General features: G+C 72.2%; 15 protein-coding genes. 11 read left to right on the top strand and 4 right to left on the bottom strand.

Annotation, left to right across the window (positions count from 1 at the left end):
* Window positions 1–4 precede the first annotated feature (4 nt).
* The 6 genes from BMX97_RS04035 to soxZ are packed head-to-tail and all read left to right on the top strand — an operon-like array spanning window position 5 to window position 4919.
* The gene (locus tag BMX97_RS04035) at window positions 5–2188 is read left to right on the top strand and encodes a xanthine dehydrogenase family protein molybdopterin-binding subunit (RefSeq protein ID WP_091745631.1); all 2184 of its coding nucleotides are present in this window, start codon (window positions 5–7) and stop codon (window positions 2186–2188) included.
* A complete protein-coding gene (locus tag BMX97_RS04030) occupies window positions 2185–2451 on the top strand; it encodes a c-type cytochrome (RefSeq protein ID WP_091745629.1) in 267 nt (88 codons plus the stop codon). The genes BMX97_RS04035 and BMX97_RS04030 overlap by 4 nt, the downstream gene beginning before the upstream one ends.
* Window positions 2448–3701 (top strand): NAD(P)/FAD-dependent oxidoreductase, encoded by a 1254-nt coding sequence (locus tag BMX97_RS04025; protein WP_091745627.1) that lies wholly within the window; start codon window positions 2448–2450, stop codon window positions 3699–3701. Before BMX97_RS04030 ends, BMX97_RS04025 begins: the two co-directional genes overlap by 4 nt.
* 14 nt (window positions 3702–3715) lie before the next feature.
* On the top strand, window positions 3716–4129 hold the full coding sequence (soxX, locus tag BMX97_RS04020) for a sulfur oxidation c-type cytochrome SoxX (protein ID WP_244538269.1): 414 nt from the start codon (window positions 3716–3718) through the stop codon (window positions 4127–4129).
* Entirely contained in the window at window positions 4126–4596 is a 471-nt protein-coding gene (locus tag BMX97_RS04015) for a SoxY-related AACIE arm protein (protein ID WP_091745623.1), read from the top strand. The genes soxX and BMX97_RS04015 overlap by 4 nt, the downstream gene beginning before the upstream one ends.
* Window positions 4597–4598: 2 nt before the next feature.
* The gene (gene soxZ, locus BMX97_RS04010; RefSeq protein ID WP_091745621.1) at window positions 4599–4919 is read left to right on the top strand and encodes a thiosulfate oxidation carrier complex protein SoxZ; all 321 of its coding nucleotides are present in this window, start codon (window positions 4599–4601) and stop codon (window positions 4917–4919) included.
* Window positions 4920–4977: 58 nt separating this feature from the next.
* Here soxZ and BMX97_RS04005 read toward each other — a convergent pair whose 3' ends face one another.
* Genes BMX97_RS04005 through BMX97_RS03995 form a run of 3 tightly spaced genes read right to left on the bottom strand, consistent with a single transcriptional unit; the run spans window position 4978 to window position 8994 of the window.
* Entirely contained in the window at window positions 4978–6693 is a 1716-nt protein-coding gene (locus BMX97_RS04005) for an AMP-binding protein (protein WP_280142785.1), read from the bottom strand.
* A 55-nt stretch (window positions 6694–6748) separates the two neighbouring features.
* On the bottom strand, window positions 6749–7489 hold the full coding sequence (locus BMX97_RS04000; RefSeq protein ID WP_244538268.1) for a hypothetical protein: 741 nt from the start codon (window positions 7487–7489) through the stop codon (window positions 6749–6751).
* Window positions 7486–8994, bottom strand: coding sequence for a leucyl aminopeptidase (locus BMX97_RS03995; protein ID WP_091745619.1), 1509 nt, complete (start codon window positions 8992–8994; stop codon window positions 7486–7488). Before BMX97_RS03995 ends, BMX97_RS04000 begins: the two co-directional genes overlap by 4 nt.
* Before the next feature lie 231 nt (window positions 8995–9225).
* On the opposite strand from BMX97_RS03995, the gene lptF reads away from it, so the two are divergent.
* The 5 genes from lptF to rsmA all read left to right on the top strand — a co-directional run bounded on the left by lptF (window position 9226) and on the right by rsmA (window position 16183).
* Window positions 9226–10398, top strand: a complete 1173-nt coding sequence (gene lptF / locus BMX97_RS03990; protein ID WP_091745617.1) for an LPS export ABC transporter permease LptF — start codon at window positions 9226–9228, stop codon at window positions 10396–10398.
* A 6-nt stretch (window positions 10399–10404) separates the two neighbouring features.
* Window positions 10405–11493 carry an LPS export ABC transporter permease LptG gene (gene lptG / locus BMX97_RS03985; protein ID WP_091745613.1) on the top strand — a complete coding sequence of 363 codons (1089 nt, stop codon included), beginning with the start codon at window positions 10405–10407 and terminating at the stop codon, window positions 11491–11493.
* Window positions 11493–14162 carry an LPS-assembly protein LptD gene (locus tag BMX97_RS03980; protein WP_244538267.1) on the top strand — a complete coding sequence of 890 codons (2670 nt, stop codon included), beginning with the start codon at window positions 11493–11495 and terminating at the stop codon, window positions 14160–14162. Before lptG ends, BMX97_RS03980 begins: the two co-directional genes overlap by 1 nt.
* 165 nt (window positions 14163–14327) lie before the next feature.
* Entirely contained in the window at window positions 14328–15350 is a 1023-nt protein-coding gene (gene pdxA, locus BMX97_RS03975) for a 4-hydroxythreonine-4-phosphate dehydrogenase PdxA (RefSeq protein WP_091745609.1), read from the top strand.
* Between the two features lie 53 nt (window positions 15351–15403).
* Window positions 15404–16183, top strand: coding sequence for a 16S rRNA (adenine(1518)-N(6)/adenine(1519)-N(6))-dimethyltransferase RsmA (gene rsmA, locus BMX97_RS03970; RefSeq protein WP_244538279.1), 780 nt, complete (start codon window positions 15404–15406; stop codon window positions 16181–16183).
* Window positions 16184–16324: 141 nt separating this feature from the next.
* Here rsmA and BMX97_RS03965 read toward each other — a convergent pair whose 3' ends face one another.
* Window positions 16325–17311 carry a TIM44-like domain-containing protein gene (locus BMX97_RS03965; protein ID WP_091745605.1) on the bottom strand — a complete coding sequence of 329 codons (987 nt, stop codon included), beginning with the start codon at window positions 17309–17311 and terminating at the stop codon, window positions 16325–16327.
* Between the last annotated feature and the right edge of the window lie 128 nt (window positions 17312–17439).

The following is a 17439-nucleotide window of genomic DNA, read 5'->3' as shown; positions in this document are numbered from 1 at the left end:
TCAGATGACCGATACCGCCTTCCCCGCCCTGTCCCGCCGCTTCTTCCTCGCCGGCTCCGCCGCCGCGGCCGGGGGCCTCGCGCTCGGCTTCGACCTCCCCGGCGCGGCCGCGGCGCCCGATGCCGCCGCCCCGGAGATCAACGCCTGGGTGGTGGTGCGCCCCGACGAGACCGTGGTGATCCGCATCGCCCGCTCGGAAATGGGCCAGGGCACGCTCACCGGCCTCGCCCAGTTGGTGGCCGAAGAGCTCGGCTGCGACTGGGCCCGCGTCACCACCGAGTACCCGACCCCGGGCCAGAACCTCGCCCGCAACCGCGCCTGGGGCGATTTCTCCACCGGCGGCAGCCGCGGCATCCGCGAATCCTACGTCGCGGTGCGCCAGGGCGGCGCGGCCGCCCGCACCATGCTGGTCGCGGCGGCGGCCGCGGAGTGGAAGGTTCCGCCCGGCGAGTGCCGGATCGAGAAGGGCGTGATCCACCATCCAGCGTCCGGCCGCTCCACGACCTTCGGCAAGGTGGCGGCCGCCGCGGGCCGGATGGAGGTGCCCAAGGACGTGCCACTCAAGGACCCGAAGGACTGGACCATCGCCGGCCACCCGGTGAAGCGCCTCGACACGCTGGAAAAGACCGACGGCTCGCAGGTCTACGGCATCGACCTCAAGCTGCCGGGCATGCTCAACGCTGCGATCCGCGACTGCCCGGTCGTCGGCGGCACGGTGAGGAGCGTCGACGCCGCGGCGGTCGAGAGGATGCCCGGCGTGCGCAAGGTCGTGCGGGTCGGCGACAGCGCGGTGGCGGTGGTGGCCGACACGTTCTGGCGCGCCAAGCAGGCCGTCGAGGCGCTCCAGATCGTCTGGGACGAGGGCCCGAATGCCAAGGTGTCGAGCGAGACGATCGCCGCGACGCTGAAGGAGGGTCTCGACGCCCCAGAGGCCTTCGTCGGCAACAAGGCCGGCGACGCGGGCGCCGCGCTGAAGGGCGCGGCCAAGGTGGTCGAGGCGACCTACGCCTATCCGTTCCAGAACCACGCCACGATGGAGCCGATGAACGCCACGGCGCGCTGGACGCCGGAACGCTGCGAGGTCTGGACCCCGACCCAGAACGGCGAGGCCGCGCTCGCCGCGACCGCCGAGGCGGCGGGCCTCTCGGCCCGCCAATGCGACGTCACCAAGATCCATCTCGGCGGCGGCTTCGGCCGGCGCGGCGCCACCCACGACTGGGTCCGCCAGGCGGTCCTGATCGCGAAGGAACTCCCCGGGACCCCGGTCAAGCTGATCTGGACCCGCGAGGAGGACATGACCCACGGCCGCTACCACCCGGTGACCCAGTGCCGGATGCGCGCGGCGCTGGACGAATCCGGCAACCTCACCGGCCTGCACATGCGGATCTCCGGCCAGTCGATCCTGGCCGGCATCATCCCGGGGCGGCTGGCACCGGACGGCAAGGACCCGGTGGTGTTCCAGGGCCTCAACCCGGGCGGAGCGGAGGCCGCGATCGGCTACACGATCCCAAACCTCCTCATCGACCACGCGATGCGCAACCCGCCGATCATCCCGGGCTTCTGGCGCGGGGTGAACACCAACCCGAACGCGATCTACCTCGAATGCTTCCTCGACGAGGTGGCGCACGCGGCAGGCCAGGATCCACTCGCCTTCCGGCGCAAGCTGATGGAGAAGCACCCCAAGCACCTCGCCGTGCTGAACGCGGTGGCCGAGCGGATCGGCTGGGACACCAAGCCGGCCGCGGGCGTGCACCGGGGCCTCGCCCAGATCATGGGCTTCGGCAGCTACGTGGCCGCCGCCGCGGAGGTCTCGGTCGCCGACGACGGCAAGATCAAGGTCCACCGCATCGTCGCCGCCACCGATCCGGGCGTGGCGATCAACCCGCAGCAGATCGAGGCGCAGGTCGCCGGCTCCTTCGTGTACGGCCTGTCGGCGGCGCTCTACGGCGAGTGCACGGTGAAGGACGGGCGGATCGAGCAGACCAATTTCGATACCTATCCCGTCCTGCGCCTCGACGAGATGCCGAAGGTCGAGGCGATCCTGATGCCGTCCGGCGGCTTCATCGGCGGGGTCGGCGAGCCGACGATCGCGGTGGCGGCCCCCGCCGTGCTCAACGCGGTCTTCGCCGCCACCGGCAAGCGGGTGCGCCAGATCCCGGCGCGCCACACGGACCTGAAACGCGCGTGAGGGCCTCGCTCCTCCTCGTCCTCCTCGCCACCACCCCGGCGGCGGCCTCGCCGCCGGGCGCCTCGTCCTGCTCGGGGTGCCACGGCGCCCCCGGCGGGGCGGTGCCGAGCCTCGCCGGCCACTCGGCCGAGGACATCGCCGCGTCGCTTGCCGCCTTCCGGTCGGGCGCCCGCCCAGCCACGGTGATGAACCGCATCGCCAAGGGCTTTTCCGACGACGAGAGCCGGGCGATCGCCGCCTGGATCGCGGGAGGCGGCCCGTGACGGAGCTCGGCCGTCGCGCGGTGCTGGCGGGGCTCGCCGCCGCCCTCTCCCGTCCCGCCCTGGCGCAGAATGCCCGCGGGCGCGTCGTCGTGGTCGGCGGCGGCTTCGGCGGGGCCACCGCGGCGCGGGTCCTGCACCGGGCCGGCCACGCCGTCACGCTGGTCGAACCGGCGGAGACCTACTGGGCCTGCCCGTTCAGCAACGAGGTGATCGCGGGCCTGCGGCCGATGTCGGCGCAGGCCTTCGGCTACGACGCCTTGCGGGCGAGCGGGGTGACGCTCGCCCGCACCAGCGCCGAGGCGATCGACGGGGCGGCGCGCCGGGTGCGGCTCGCTGGCGGCGCCAGCCTCGACTACGACCGGCTGATCCTCTCGCCCGGCATCGCGCTGCGCTTCGACGCCCTGCCGGGCTACGACGCGGCCGCCGCCGAGGCGATGCCGCATGCCTGGAAGGCGGGCGCGCAGACCGAATTGCTGGCCCGAAAACTCGCCGCGATGCCCGAGACCGGCACGGTGGTGCTGTCGGTGCCGGGCAACCCCTATCGCTGCCCGCCCGGGCCCTACGAGCGGGCGAGCCTGATCGCCCACTACCTCAAGACCCGGAAACCCCGCGCCAAGCTGATCGTGCTCGACGCCAAGGACACCTTCTCGAAGCAGAAGCTGTTCGAGCAAGCCTGGAAGGCGCTCTATCCCGATACCCTCGAATACGTGCCCCTCGCCTCGGGCGGCCAGGTCACGGCGGTCGACGCGAATGCCATGACCGTCGCCACCGACTTCGAGACCTACAAGGCCGACGTCGCCTGCATCATCCCGCCCCAGCGGGCGGCGCCGATCGCGAGCGCGGCCGGCGTCGCCGACCGCTCGGGCTGGTGCCCGATCGACCCCGTCACCTTCGAATCGCGGCTGGTGCCGGGCATCCACGTCGTCGGCGACGCCGCCATCGCAGGCGCCATGCCGAAATCCGCCTTCGCGGCGAACGCGCAGGCCAAGGTCTGCGCCGAGGCGGTGGTCGCGCTGCTGGCCGGGCGGACGCCGGAGCCGCCGAAGCTGATCAACACCTGCTACAGCCTGGTCGCGCCGGGCTACGGCATCTCGGTCGCCGGGGTCTACCATCCGGCGAACGGCGTGCTGGCGGACGTCGAGGGGGCCGGGGGCACCAGCCCGGTCGACGCGCCGGACGCCGTGCGCGAGAAGGAGGCGGTCTACGCCGAGGAGTGGTACCGCACCATCACCGCCGCGGTGTTCGGGTGAGGCGGGGGCTGGCCGTGCTCCTCGCCCTGACCCAGACGGCGCTCGCGCCCGCGACCATCGTCGGCGACGCGATCCCCGACCCGCTCGAGGGCCGCACCGGCGATGCCGCGCGCGGGCGGGCCATCGCCACCGACACCCGCAAGGGCCTGTGCCCGCTCTGCCATACCGGCCTCGGCGGCACGGCGCCGGCCGGCGATCTCGGTCCCGACCTCGCGCAGGTCGGTGCGCGGCTCTCCGAAGGCCAGTTGCGGCTGCGCCTCGTCGACGGGCGCGTCTTGAACCCCGCGACCCTGATGCCCTCCTATTACCGGACCGACGGCATCCGGGTCGCGGCCGCCTGGCGCGACCGGCCGGTGCTGGAGGCGGGCGAGATCGAGGACGTGATCGCCTACCTCGTCACCCTGAAGGGAGGATCCGCGACGCCATGACGGCCGTGCTCGACCGCCGCACGATCCTCGCCGGGGGCGCCGGCCTGCTCACCGTGGCGCTGGTGCGCCCGGGCAAAGCCGCGATCATCCGGCCGACCCGGGAGGCGACCGTGGAGGCGATCCGCCGCTTCACCGGCGGCGCGGCGATCCGGACCGGGCGCATCCACCTCGACATGCCGCCGCTGGTCGAGAACGGCAACACCGTGCCGCTCGCCATCACCGTCGAGAGCCCGATGAGCGAGACCGACTTCGTCCGCCGCATCGCGGTGTTCAACGACAAGAACCCGCAGCCGCACGTCGTCACGCTGCATCTCGGGCCGCGGGCCGGCCGCGCCGCGGTCAATACCCGGATCCGCCTGGCCGATTCCCAGACCATCACGGCGATCGCCGAGATGCAGGACGGCACCTACTGGTCGGCCACCGCCGACGCGATCGTGACGCTGGCGGCCTGCGTGGAAGGATCGTGACGATGGCCCGCGCCCTCATCAACCTGCCGAAGACCGCCAGGGCCGGCGCGGTGATCGAGATCAAGACCCTGATCTCGCACCCGATGGAAACCGGCTACCGCCCCGGCCCGGACGGCCGCCTGATCCCGCGCAACATCATCACGGAGTTCGTCTGTACCTACGACGGCGACGAGGTGTTTCGCGCCGAGCTGTCCCCGGCGAGCGCCGCCAACCCCTACCTGACCTTCACCGCCGTGGCGACGAAGACCGGCACGCTGCGCTTCACCTGGACGGGGGACAACGGGTTCTCGCAGACCGAGGAGATGCCGATCACGGTGACGTAAGAGGGCGCGACGCCGACCCCTCCCCCGCAGCGGGGGAAGGAGGGCTCGGAGGGCCGCGCTACCCCACCGCCTCCCCGTCCCGCAGGGCGCGCCGCAGCACCTTGCCGACATTGGTCTTCGGCAGGCTGTCGCGGAAGACGAAGCGGCGGGGCACCTTGTAGGCGGTCAGGCTCTCGCGGGCGTGGAGGCGCAGGGCCTCCGCCGTCAGGTCGGGGTCGCGGCGCACCACGTGGGCGACGACGCTCTCGCCGGTCTCGGCCGAGGGCTCGCCCACCACCGCCACCTCGACCACGCCCGGATGGGCGGCGAGCACGTCCTCGACCTCGTTCGGATAGACGTTGAACCCGGAGACCAGGATCATGTCCTTCATCCGGTCGACGATGCGGACCTGCCCGTCGGGCTCGATCAGGGCGACGTCGCCGGTGCGGAAGAACCCGTCCGGGGTCATCGCCCGGGCGGTCTCGTCGGACCGGCCCCAGTAGCCGGCCATCACCTGCGGCCCGCGCACGCAGAGCTCGCCGGGCTGGCCGACCGGCAGGGTGGTGCCGGCGGCGTCGCGGATGTAGACCTCCGTCGAGGGCACCGGGTAGCCGATCGTGCCCGACCAGTCGTGCAGGGCCGGCGGGTTGATCGAGACCACCGGCGAAGTCTCGGACAGGCCGTAGCCCTCGATCACCGGCTTGCCGGTCGTCGTCTTCCAGCGCCGGGCCACCGGCGCCTGCATCGCCATGCCGCCTGCGATGGAATATTCGAGCCGCGACCAGTCGACCTTGTCGATGTCGGGGTGGTTGAGCAGGGCGTTGAACAGGGTGTTGACGCCCGACAGGTTGGTGAAGCGGCTCTTGCGCAGGAGCGTCACGAAGCCCGGGATGTCGCGCGGGTTCGGCACCAAGAGGCAGCAGGCGCCGAGCCGCATCATGAAGAAGCAGCAGCAGGTCAGCGCGAAGATGTGGTAGAGCGGCAGCGCCGTGACCATCACCCGGCCCGGGCCCTCGTCGTCGCGCATGCCGAACCACACCCGGCTCTGCTCGACGTTGGCGGCGACGTTGCGGTGCGTGAGCATCGCCCCCTTCGACACGCCGGTGGTGCCGCCGGTATATTGCAGGAAGGCGAGGTCGTCGGGCCCGACCGCGACCGGCCGAAAGCTCGCCTTGCGACCGGTGGCGAGCACCGCCTTGAAGGCCGTGCGGCGCGAGGCCGGCAGCTCGAAGGGCGGCACCGCCTTCTTGACGTGGCGCGCCACCAGGGTAACGAGCGAGCCCTTCAGGCCGAGCCCGTCGCCGGCGCCCGCCACCACCACCCGCTCCAGGCCGGGCAGCTCCGGCAGCGCCTCGGCGACGGTGTGGCAGAAGTTCTCGAGGACGAAGAGCACCCGCGCGCCGGCATCGCGCAGCTGGTGGGTCAGCTCGCGCGGGGTGTAGAGCGGGTTGACGTTGACCACCGTGGCGCCGGCGAGCAGCGCGCCGACGAGGGCGATCGGGAAGGCCGGCACGTTCGGCATCATGATGGCGACCCGGTCGCCCTTGCCGATGCCTTGCGCCTGGAGCCAGGCCGCCACCGCCGCGCCCTCGCGCCGCAGGGCGGCGTAGGTCAGGGAGGCGCCGAAGCAGGTGATGGCCGGGCGGTCGGCGAAACGCTGCGCGCTGGTCTCGATCAGCTCGACCAGGGTGCCGAGACGGTCGGCCTCGATCTCCGCCGGGACGCCGGCCGGATAGGCGGCGAGCCAGGGCCGCGGCGGGGTGTTCGGTTCCATCGCGCTCGGCCCCTTGCCCATGAACTCCACCCTCCCCGATGCCGGATGCCTCGACGGGCCCCGGCTTGCCTCCGGGTTAGCGCCTCCCCGGGGTCGTTTCAACCGAGCGCCGGGTTCCGGCCGACGCCGGGGCGAGCATGCTCAGGGCGGCGTGCGGCAGGAACGCCGCCAGGACGAGGCCCAGCGCCAGCGGTGCCTGCCCCCCGAGCGGCAGGCGCGGGAAACCCGACAGGCCGAGATCCCGGGCCGAAGCCAGCAGCCACAGAGCCCAGGCGAGGGCGAGGACGCGCAGGGCTCCCCGTCCGAGGGCGCGCACCCAGGCGCCGCGCCGCGGCAGGCCGCGGGCGACGAGCGCGGCGATGCCGAGCGCGCTGCCGAGCACGATCGCGGCGATCACCGCCCCCAGCAGATGGGCCGCGGTCATCGTCTGGCCCGACAGGAAGGCGACGCCGCCGACCGAGAAACCGGCCCGCAGCACCAGCCCGCCATAGGTCGGGTGGAGCGACAGGCCGAGGACCAGGGCGAGGCCGAGGAGCGCACCGAGCCAGCCGCGCCACCCTGGCGCGGCGACGGGCAGCAGCGCGACCCGCGCCGCGCCGTACGCGATGGCGGAAAAGAACAGCGGGTAGCGGTCGGCGAAGAACCCGTAGGCCCACTGGCCGAACCCCGCCGCGTCGAGGCTGCGTTGCGTCACTCCCGCGGCGGCGGCGAGCGCCACCGCCGCCAGGGCAGCGGCGAGCGGGACGAGCGCCACGAGGCGCCCGCCGCCGGAGGTCGCGGAAGCGGTGCCCGGGAGGGCACCGGAGGCGGCGCTCACGCCTCGTAATGGTCGCGCACGAGCCGGTCGAGCAGGCGCACGCCCCAGCCCGAGCCCCAGGAGCGGTTGATCTCGGAGGCCGGCGAGCCCATGCCGACGCCGGCGATGTCGAGATGAATCCACGGCACGTCGTTGACGTAGCGCTTGAGGAACTGCGCCGCCGTGGCCGAGCCGCCGTGGCGGCCACCGGTGTTCTTCATGTCGGCGAACTTCGACTCGATCAGCTTGTCGAAGCCCGGCGCCAGCGGCATCCGCCACACCTTCTCGCCGGTGGCCTCGCCGGCCGCCGAGAGGCGCTGGGCCAGCTCGTCGTTGTTCGAGAACATGCCGGCGAATTCCTGGCCGAGCGCCACCAGGATCGCGCCGGTCAGGGTCGCGAGGTCGATCATGAAGCGGGGCTTGTAGGTCTGCTGGACGTGCCAGAGCACGTCGGCGAGCACCAGGCGGCCTTCCGCGTCGGTGTTGATGATCTCGATCGTCTGGCCCGACATCGAGGTGACGATGTCGCCCGGGCGCTGGGCCTTGCCGTCGGGCATGTTCTCGACGAGGCCGATGGCGCCGAGCGCGTTCACCTTGGCCTTGCGGCTGGCCAGCGCGTGCATCAGGCCGACCACGCAGGCGGCGCCCGCCATGTCGCCCTTCATGTCCTCCATGCCGCCGCTCCCCTTGATGGAGACGCCGCCGGAATCGAAGGTCACGCCCTTGCCGATGAAGGCCACCGGCGCCTCGGCGGCGTCCTCGCCCCCGTTCCAGCGCATGATGACGACCCGGGCCTCCTTGGCCGAGCCCTGCGCGACCGCGAGCAGCGCCCGCATGCCGAGCTTCTTCATGTCCTTCTCGTCGAGGATCTCGATCTCGACGCCGAGCTTCTCCAGCGCCTCGGCACGGCGGGCGAACTCTTCCGGGTCGAGGACGTTCGGCGGCTCGTTGACGAGTTCGCGGGCGAGGATCACGCCCTCGGCCAGCCCCTCGGCCCCGCGCAACGCCTTCTTGAGACCTGCATTCTCCGGCACCAGCAGGGTCAGGCGCCCGGCCCCGCCGGCCTCCTCGCCCTCGGGCGTCTTCTTGCTCTTGTAGCGGTCGAACTTGTAGGTGCGCAGGCGCGCACCCAGCGAGAACGCCGCGACCTCGTCCGAGCCCGGGGCGGTGCCGGGCCATTCGAGCACCACCGAGGCCGGGCGGCTGCCGAGCTTGCCCGCCGTGAAGCCGCCGAGCGTCGCCCAGTCGCGGCCGGCCTGCTCCTCGGCGCCGGTGCCGACCACCACCAGGCGCTCGGCCGACAGGCCGGCCGGGGCGGCGATCACGAGGGCGCTCGCGGCCTTGCCCTTGAAGCGCTCGGCGGCGGCGGCCCGCGCCACCAGGTCGGCGGCGCCGGGACCGGCGATCTCGGCCGCCCGCGGCGACAGGGCGAGGTCCTCGCCCACGAACAGCACGAGGTCGCCGCCGGCCCCGCCGGGCTTGGCCGTCGCGAGGGATTCGATCTCGATGCTGATGCCGTCCGCCATGGCGCTGCTTTCGTCCCGTCTTCTGGATCGCGTGCCTCTCGAGGGGCGCCGCGCCGGTCCTGTGTAGCGGGGGGACGCCCGCGAGCGCAACGCGGCCGGGTGTGGCGGGCCGACCGCGCCCGCCCGCAAAAGGCCGCACTTCGGGCGCTTGAGGGCGCCCGGTGCTTGTGCGGCCGGCGGGCGGCGCCTAACCAGCATCGACGCGGGAGGGGGCCCGACCGCAGCCGGCCGATGAAGCAGATCGAGCGATACATCTTCCGCATCGCCCTCGGGGCGTTCCTGTCGTGCCTGATCGGCCTCACCGGCGTGATCTGGGTGACGCAGGCCCTGCGCGAGCTCGACCTGATCACCGCCAAGGGCCAGACCCTGCTGATCTTCTTCCTGATCACCGGGTTGTCGCTGCCGACCCTGATCACCGTGATCGCGCCGGTCGCGCTGTTCATCGCGGTGGTCTACGCGCTCAACAAGCTCAACGGCGATTCCGAGCTGATCGTGATGAGCGCGGCCGGCATGTCGCCGCGCCACATCATGCGGCCGTTCCTGACGCTGGCGCTGATCGTCAGCGCGGCGATCGGCTTCCTGACCATCCAGGTCATGCCGTCGAGCTTCCAGGAGCTGCGCGACGTGCTCACCCGCGTGCGCGGCGACTTCATCGCCAACGTGGTCAAGGAGGGGCAGTTCACCAGCCTCGACAGCGGGATCACCTTCCACTTCCGCGAGCGGGCGCCGAACGGGGCGCTGCTCGGCATCTTCATGCAGGACCGGCGCGAGGTGGGTAAGACGGTGGTCTACCTCGCCGAGCGCGGCCAGGCGGTCGACCTCGACGGGCAGACCTACCTGGTGCTCGAGAAGGGCAGCATCCACCGCCAGCAGCCCAACAGCCGGGATTCCTCGATCATCACCTTCCAGCGCTACGCCGTCGACCTCGCGGCCTTCACGCCGCCGGACGCCGACACGATCTACAAGCCGCGCGAGCGCTCGACCGTGCAGCTCCTGTTCCCGAACCCGAACGAGACCTACTACAAGCTCACCAAGGGCCGCTTCCGGGCGGAGCTGCACGACAGGCTGTCGTCCTGGCTCTATCCCCTGGCGCTCGGCCTGATCGCCTTCGCGGCGCTCGGCGATCCCCGCACCACCCGGCAGGGCCGCGGTCTGGCGGTGGCGGGCGCGATCACCGCCGTGGTGGCCCTGCGCATCGCGGGCTTCGCCGCCTCGAGCGCGGCGGTGCGCAGCCAGGGCGCCGTCGCGGCGGTCTACCTCGTGCCGCTGCTCGCGATCGTGCTCTCGCTCGTCGTCGCCACCCAGGGCAACCGGGTGCGGGCCTTCAACACCGCCGTGGCGGCGCGGCTGCGCCGGCTCTCGGCGGCGCTGCCGGCACGGCGCCTGCGCATGCGGGCGGGCTGAGCCGCCATGCTGATCGGCTTCACGCTCGGCCGCTACCTGGCGGCCCGCTTCCTGCGGATGATCCTGGGGGTCTTCCTCACGGTCTTCGCCCTGGTCTACACCCTCGACTTCGTCGAGCTGATGCGCCGGGCCGGCGACGCCGAGGGCGCCTCGGCCGCCGTGATGGCGCGGCTCGCGCTGTACCGCACGCCGGCGGTGGCCGAGCAGGTCCTGCCCTTCGCGATCCTGTTCGGCGCGATGGCGGCGCTCCTCCAGCTCAGCCGCAAGCTCGAACTGGTGGTGGCCCGCGCCGCCGGCATCTCGGCCTGGCAGTTCCTGCAGCCCGGCGCGCTGGTGGCGCTCGGCATCGGCGCCTTCACGGTCGGGGTCTACAACCCGGTCTCGGCCGAGCTGAAGCAGCGCTCGACCGAGATCGAGGCCAAGATCTTCGCCCGCTCCGGAAAAGCCGCCTCCGGCAAGGAGCTGTGGATCCGCCAGCGCGGCATCGACGGCCAGGCGATCATCCGGGCCGAGACCGCGGTCGAGGGCACGGCGACGCTCGCGGGCGTCATGGTCTTCACCTTCGACGACAGCGGCGCCTTCACCCAGCAGATGCAGGCGGCCCGCGCCACCCTGCACGACGGCTACTGGGAATTGCAGGACGTGCGCGTGCAGGGGCCGGACCAGGAGCCGCAGAGCTACGACACCTACCTGATCGCCTCGACGCTCGACCCCTCGCAGGTGCGCCAGCGCTTCACCCCGCCGGAATCCGTGCCCTTCTGGCAACTCACCGAGACGATCGCCCGGACCGAGCGGGCGGGACTCGACGCCACGCGCTACCGCCTGCAGTACGACGTGCTCCTGGCGCGGCCGGTACTGTTCCTGGCGATGGTGCTGGTCGCGGCATCGGTTTCTTTAAGGTTCTTCCGCTTTGGTGGCATCGGCAAGATGGTGCTCGGCGGCGTCGCGGCCGGCTTCGTGCTCTACGTGGCACGGCAGGTGATGGAGGGCTTAGGAGCCTCTGGATTGGTCGCCGCGCCGGTGGCGGCGTGGTTCCCGGCCGTGGTAGGGAGTCTTCTCGGAACGCTCGCGCTTCTGCACCTGGAGGACGGCTGATGGCCACCCTCCGGCAAGGCGGCACGGGCATAGCGGGTGCAGGGATGGGTCGAGTCGTGCGTAAGGCCGCGGGTGCCGCGGTCACGGGATCCCTGACGGTTCTGCTGGCGGCCGCCGTGACGGTGGGCGCGAGCGAGCCCGCGCGCGCCCAGGGCACCCTGAACGACCGCCTGGCGGCGCGCACCGCCAAGAATCAGGACAAGCCCGGGGCCGGGAGCGAGCGCCTGCTCGTCGAGGCCAAGGAGCTCGTCTACGACAACGACAAGAACACGGTCTCGGCGGTCGGCAACGCCGAGCTGCATTACGGGCCGCGCACGCTGCTGGCCGACCGCGTCCGCTACGACCGCAACACCGGCCGGGTCTTCGCCGAGGGCAACGTCCGCCTCACCGACGAGACCGGCTCGGTCGTGACCGGCGACCGGATGGAGCTGACCGACGACTTCAAGTCCGGCTTCATCGATTCGCTGCGCGTCCAGCAGACCATCGAGCAGCGCGGTCGCCCGGCCCGGGTGCGGTTCTCAGCCCCGCGGGCGGAGCGGATCGCGGGCGAGACCACGACCTTCGAGTACGGCACCTACACGGCCTGCGAGCCGTGCAAGGACCACCCCGAGCGCCCGCCGCTGTGGCAGGTCAAGGCGGCGCGGATCATCCACAACAACGAGGAGCGCCGGATCTACTACGAGGATTCGTACCTCGAAGTGGCCGGGATCCCGATCGCCTACCTGCCCTACTTCTACTCGCCCGACCCGACGGTGCGGCGCGACACCGGCTTCCTGGCGCCGCACTTCGTCTCCTCGAACGTGCTCGGCTACGGCATCGGCACGCCGTTCTTCTGGAACATCGCGCCCGATTACGACCTCACGGTCGAGCCGACCTTCCTGTCGAAGCAGGGCGTGCTCGGCCAGGCCGAGTGGCGCCAGCGGCTGGCCAACGGCTTCTACAACGTCCGCGTCAGCGGCATCTTCCAGTCGACGCCGAGCGCGTTCCTGCCCGGCCCCCTCGGCTCGGGCGACCGCGACTTCCGCGGCTCGATCGAATCGGCCGGCCAGTTCTACCTCGCCCCGAACTGGCGCGCGGGCTGGGACGTGGTCGGCGTCACCGACAAGTGGTTCCTCGACAACTACCGCATCCGCAACCAGACGATCAGCACGGACTATTTCCGCGAGGCGGTCTCGACCGCCTTCCTGATCGGCCAGGGCGACCGCTCGTGGTTCGAGGCGCGGGGCTACTACTTCAAGGGCCTGTCGACCTTCGACTGGCAGAAGCAGCAGCCGATCGTCGCCCCGGTGATCGACTACGACAAGCGCCGCGACGGGCCCGACCCGATCGGCGGCGAGGTGCGGTTCCAGGCGAACTTCACCCACCTGTCGCGGGACGCGACCCAGTACACCCAGATCCCGCGCACCGGCACCTACCTGCTCAGCCCGAGCGTCAACGGAATCACCTTCCCGCTCTACAGCACCTGCTCGGTGTTCGAGCGCGGGCAGTGCCTGGTGAGCGGGCTGGCCGGCGACACCACCCGGGCGACCGCCCAGGTCTCGTGGCGGCGCACCTTCACGGACGAGTTCGGCCAGCGCTGGCAGCCCTTCGCCTACCTGCGCGGCGACGCCTTCTTCGTGAACCCGAACACGACCGGCTTCCAGAACCCGGAAGTCAGCAACCTGTTCTCGCCCGACTCGAATTTTTCCGGCCGGGTGATGCCGGCGGTCGGGCTCGAGTACCGCTATCCGTTCGTCGCCGATTTCGGGCCGCTCGGCGTACACACCATCTCGCCGGTGGCCCAGGTCATCGCGCGGCCGAGCGAGACCCATATCGGGCGGCTCCCCAACGAGGACGCCCAGAGCCTCGTCTTCGACGACACCTCGCTGTTCGCCTGGGACAAGTTCTCCGGCTACGACCGGGTCGAGGGCGGCGTGCGCGCCAACCTGGGCGCCGAGTACTCGATCACCGGCCGCAACGGCTTCTACCTGAACGCGATGGCCGGCGAGTCGATCGCGATCGCGGGCGTGAACTCGTTCCGCCGCGGCGACATCGCCAATGTCGGCCGCGATTCGGGCCTCGAGCAGACCCGTTCGGACTTCGTCACCCGCTTCCAGGTCTCGCCGAACCAGAACATCAGCTTCATCACCCGGGCGCGGTTCGACAACGACACCTTCGCGATGAAGCGCCTCGAAGCCGGCATCACCGCCAAGTTCGCGCCGTTCCTGCCGCTCGAAGGCTCGCTGATCTACGCCCGCTACGCGGCGCAGCCCGAGCTCGGCTTCGACCGCCGCCGCGAAGGTCTGCAGGCCTCGGCGCTCTACAATATCACCCCGAACTGGTTCGTGACCGGCTCGGTGCTGTTCGACCTGTCGCACTACCTCCAGGTGCGCGAGTTCTACGCCACGGCCGCGCAGTCCTATTTCCTCAACCCGGTCGGCACGGCGCCGATCTACGACAAGTCCGACAAGTTCTACGTCTCCTCGTCGGGCTTCGGCTTCGGCTACCGCGACGAGTGCACGACGATCTCACTCAACTACCTGTCCTCGCCGATCGAGACGGCGGCGGGCCTGCGCGAGCGCAACCAGACCTTCCTGCTCCGAATCGAGCTGCGCACCCTCGGCGAGGCGAATTTCCGCCAGAACCTCAACACCACCACGACGGCGGACGGCATCGCCACGGCGCGGTGACGGGTTGCCGGCGCCTGCCCTTCCGGCGGGCGCTCGCCCGGCGGGATCGCTTGGTCGGCAGGAGCGCGTGATAGGCAGGAGAACTTGCCCGACGGGAGCCGGGATGCGATGGCGCGCAGGACGAACCTGCGCAACGGCGCGCCGCCACGGACTGGAATCCCCGCGATGACCACAGCCCTCGCGCTGACACAGGGCGATCCGGCCGGGATCGGGCCCGAGATCACCCTGCGGGCCTGGCTCGCCCGCGAGGAGCACGGCCTGGCGCCGTTCTTCGTCATCGGCGACCCGGATTTCCTCGGATCGATCGCGGCCCGCCTCGGCCTCGCCGTGCCGCTCGCCGCGGTCGAGCCCGAGGGGGCGGCGGACGCCTTCGCCCGGGCCCTGCCGGTGGTGCGGCTGCCGGGCGGGCTCACGGTCGCGGCGGAGCCGGGACGGCCCGATCCGGCGAGCGCCGCCGGCACCCTCGCGTCGATCGACGAGGCGGTGCGGCTGGTCCAGGCCGGCCGGGCGCCCGCCCTCGTCACCAACCCGATCGCCAAGCACGTCCTGTACGAGGCGGGCTTCCGCCATCCGGGCCATACCGAATACCTCGCGGCGCTCGCCGCCGCGCCCGGCGCGAGCCCGCCGACGGCCGTGATGCTGCTGTGGTCGGAGGACTTGGCGGTGGTGCCGGTGACGATCCACGTCGCGCTGCGCCGGGTGCCGGACCTGCTCACCGCCGACCTCGTGGTCGAGACCGCCCGCATCGTCGATCGCGACCTGCGGAGCCGCTTCGGCCTGGCCGCCCCGCGCCTCGTGCTCGCCGGGCTCAACCCGCATGCCGGCGAGGCCGGCACCATGGGCACAGAGGACCGCGACGTGCTCGCTCCCGCGGTCGAGCGGCTGCGGGCCGAGGGCATCGCGATCACCGGGCCGCACCCGGCCGACACGCTGTTCCATGCCCGGGCGCGCGCGACCTACGACGTGGCGCTCGCCCCGACCCACGACCAGGCCCTGATCCCGATCAAGACGCTGGCCTTCGACGAGGGCGTGAACGTCACCCTCGGGCTGCCGTTCCTGCGCACCTCGCCGGACCACGGCACCGCCTTCGACATCGCCGGCAAGGGACTCGCGATGCCCGACAGCCTGATCGCGGCCCTCAAGCTCGCCGGCCGGCTGACGCGAGCCCGGGACGGAGTTGCCGCGTGAGCGCCCCGGACGGCCTGCCGCCCCTGCGCGAGGTGGTGCAGGCGCACGACCTGATGCCGCGCCGCTCGCTCGGCCAGAATTTCCTGTTCGACCTGAATCTCACCGGCCGGATCGCCCGCTCGTCGGGGCCGCTCGACGGGGTGACGGTGGTCGAGGTCGGCCCCGGCCCCGGCGGCCTGACGCGGGCGCTCCTGATGCACGGCGCCGCCAAGGTGATCGCGGTCGAGCGCGACCCCCGCGCCCTGCCGGCGCTTGCCGAGATCGCCGCGCATTATCCCGGCCGCCTCGAGGTGGTGGAGGCCGACGCGCTGGAATTCGACCCCCGCCCGCTGATCGGCGAGGGGCCGGCCCGGATCGTCGCGAACCTCCCCTACAACGTCGGCACGCAGCTCCTCACCGGCTGGCTGACCCAGGAGGCCTGGCCGCCCTGGTGGGACTCGCTGACCCTGATGTTCCAGCGCGAGGTCGCCGAGCGCATCGTTGCCGACGAGAGCGACCGGGCGAATTACGGCCGGCTCGGCGTGCTGTGCGGCTGGCGCACGCGAGGACAGATCCTGTTCGACGTGCCGCCCGCCGCCTTCGTGCCGCCGCCGAAGGTGACCTCGAGCGTGGTGCGGCTGGTGCCGAGACCCGAGCCCCTGCCCTGCCGGGTCCGGGCGCTCGAAACCGTGACCGGTGCCGCCTTCGGCCAGCGCCGCAAGATGCTGCGCCAGAGCCTGAAGGGCGCGACTCCCGACCCCGCCTTTCTGCTCGCCGCCGCCGGCATCCCGGAGACGGCCCGGGCCGAGGAGGTGCCGGTGGCGGGATTCGTAGCGATGGCCCGGGCGCTCTGACGCCCGAGCCTTCGGGATCGCCAAGCCTTCGGGATCGCCAAACCTTCGAGATGCAACCCAACGCGAAAAAGCCCCCGATCCAGACCGGATCGAGGGCTTCGCGAAGGTGGCGGGAAGCGTGGCTCCCCGCACGATCGACCGTTACCGCGTCTGCTGGATGGCCGAGACCACCCACTGGCCGCCGCGCTCGCGCAGGAACGTCCAGACCTCGGTCGCCTCGGGCGGGTTGGTCTCGACGACCTTGCCGCTGGCGCGCTCGATCAGCGCGTCGCGCAGGGTGTAGCGCATCGCCACGGTGGCGTAGTCGACCGGGCCCTCGCGCCAGGCCTCGGCGAGGTCGCCCTGCTGCAGCTTCACGTCGGCGATCTTGTTGACCACGCCGCGGGCGGCGTTGGCGCGGATCTCCTCGCCGAAGTAGCCGAACATCTCCGGCGTCGTCAGGCCGCGCAGGGTGGCGGCGTCCTCGGCGCCGTAGGCGAGCTGGACCTGGGTGAGGGTGCGCTCGAAGGCGTCGAAATCCTGCGGGCCGATGCCGACCTCGTCGCGCTTGGGCGGGCGTGCCTGCTGGGCCGCCGCGCCACCGCCGAGCATGCCGCCAAGGCCGCCGCCAAGGCCGCCCGTGTTGCCACCCGTGCCGCCGAGCGGGCCGCCGGAGGAACCGGAGGCCGGGCCGCTGCGGTTGTAGGCACCCGCCATGGCCGGCTCGGCCCGGCGACGGCGCAGGAAGCGCATCACCAGCACGACCGCGCCGACGAGCAGGCCGACCTGGATCAGCAGGCCGAGGAACGACGCGATGCCGCCGAGGCCGCCGAAGAAGCCGCCGCCGATCAGCGCGCCGAGCAGGCCGGCGCCGAGCAGGCCGGCGAAGAAGCCGCCGCCGAAGCGCCGCGCCGGGGCGGCGGGGGCGCCCATCGGCGAGCCGGGCTGGGTCATCGAGCGCTGCATCGGCGCGGGGGCACCGGGGGCGGTCGTGGTCGGGGCCGGCGCCGAATAGGTGCGGGAGCCGCGCGATCCCATCGAGGAGCCGCTGCCGGGACGCGCCTCGCCGGCCGTCGCCGCCACGGCCATCAGGGCCGCGAGGCCGAAGGCTGCAACCGTCCGGCGGCCGCGGGTGAAGGTGGTCATCATCGGTTCGTCTCGCCTCGTGCCATCACCAGTTGGGGCGCCGTCCGGGGGTCGGGGTCCCGCCCCCGCCACGCATATGGGGATGCGGGCGACGCAGTAGAAGGGAGGACTCGCCCCGGATGCCGTCCTGG

It is taken from the genome of Methylobacterium sp. ap11, from assembly GCF_900110515.1.
Lineage (GTDB): Bacteria > Pseudomonadota > Alphaproteobacteria > Rhizobiales > Beijerinckiaceae > Methylobacterium > Methylobacterium ajmalii.
The sequence above is the reverse complement of the archived record's forward strand: the minus strand, read 5'-3'. Positions and strand labels throughout refer to the sequence as shown.

What these genes read in the sequence shown, in the direction of transcription:
- BMX97_RS04035 (WP_091745631.1), top strand. Translation starts at nt 5, where the DNA reads ATGACCGATACCGCCTTCCCCGCCCTGTCCCGCCGCTTCTTCCTCGCC.
- BMX97_RS04015 (WP_091745623.1), top strand. Translation starts at nt 4,126, where the DNA reads ATGACGGCCGTGCTCGACCGCCGCACGATCCTCGCCGGGGGCGCCGGC.
- soxZ (WP_091745621.1), top strand. Translation starts at nt 4,599, where the DNA reads ATGGCCCGCGCCCTCATCAACCTGCCGAAGACCGCCAGGGCCGGCGCG.
- BMX97_RS04005 (WP_280142785.1), bottom strand. Translation starts at nt 6,693, where the DNA reads ATGGGCAAGGGGCCGAGCGCGATGGAACCGAACACCCCGCCGCGGCCC.
- BMX97_RS03995 (WP_091745619.1), bottom strand. Translation starts at nt 8,994, where the DNA reads ATGGCGGACGGCATCAGCATCGAGATCGAATCCCTCGCGACGGCCAAG.
- lptF (WP_091745617.1), top strand. Translation starts at nt 9,226, where the DNA reads ATGAAGCAGATCGAGCGATACATCTTCCGCATCGCCCTCGGGGCGTTC.
- lptG (WP_091745613.1), top strand. Translation starts at nt 10,405, where the DNA reads ATGCTGATCGGCTTCACGCTCGGCCGCTACCTGGCGGCCCGCTTCCTG.
- BMX97_RS03980 (WP_244538267.1), top strand. Translation starts at nt 11,493, where the DNA reads ATGGCCACCCTCCGGCAAGGCGGCACGGGCATAGCGGGTGCAGGGATG.
- pdxA (WP_091745609.1), top strand. Translation starts at nt 14,328, where the DNA reads ATGACCACAGCCCTCGCGCTGACACAGGGCGATCCGGCCGGGATCGGG.
- rsmA (WP_244538279.1), top strand. Translation starts at nt 15,404, where the DNA reads ATGCCGCGCCGCTCGCTCGGCCAGAATTTCCTGTTCGACCTGAATCTC.
- BMX97_RS03965 (WP_091745605.1), bottom strand. Translation starts at nt 17,311, where the DNA reads ATGATGACCACCTTCACCCGCGGCCGCCGGACGGTTGCAGCCTTCGGC.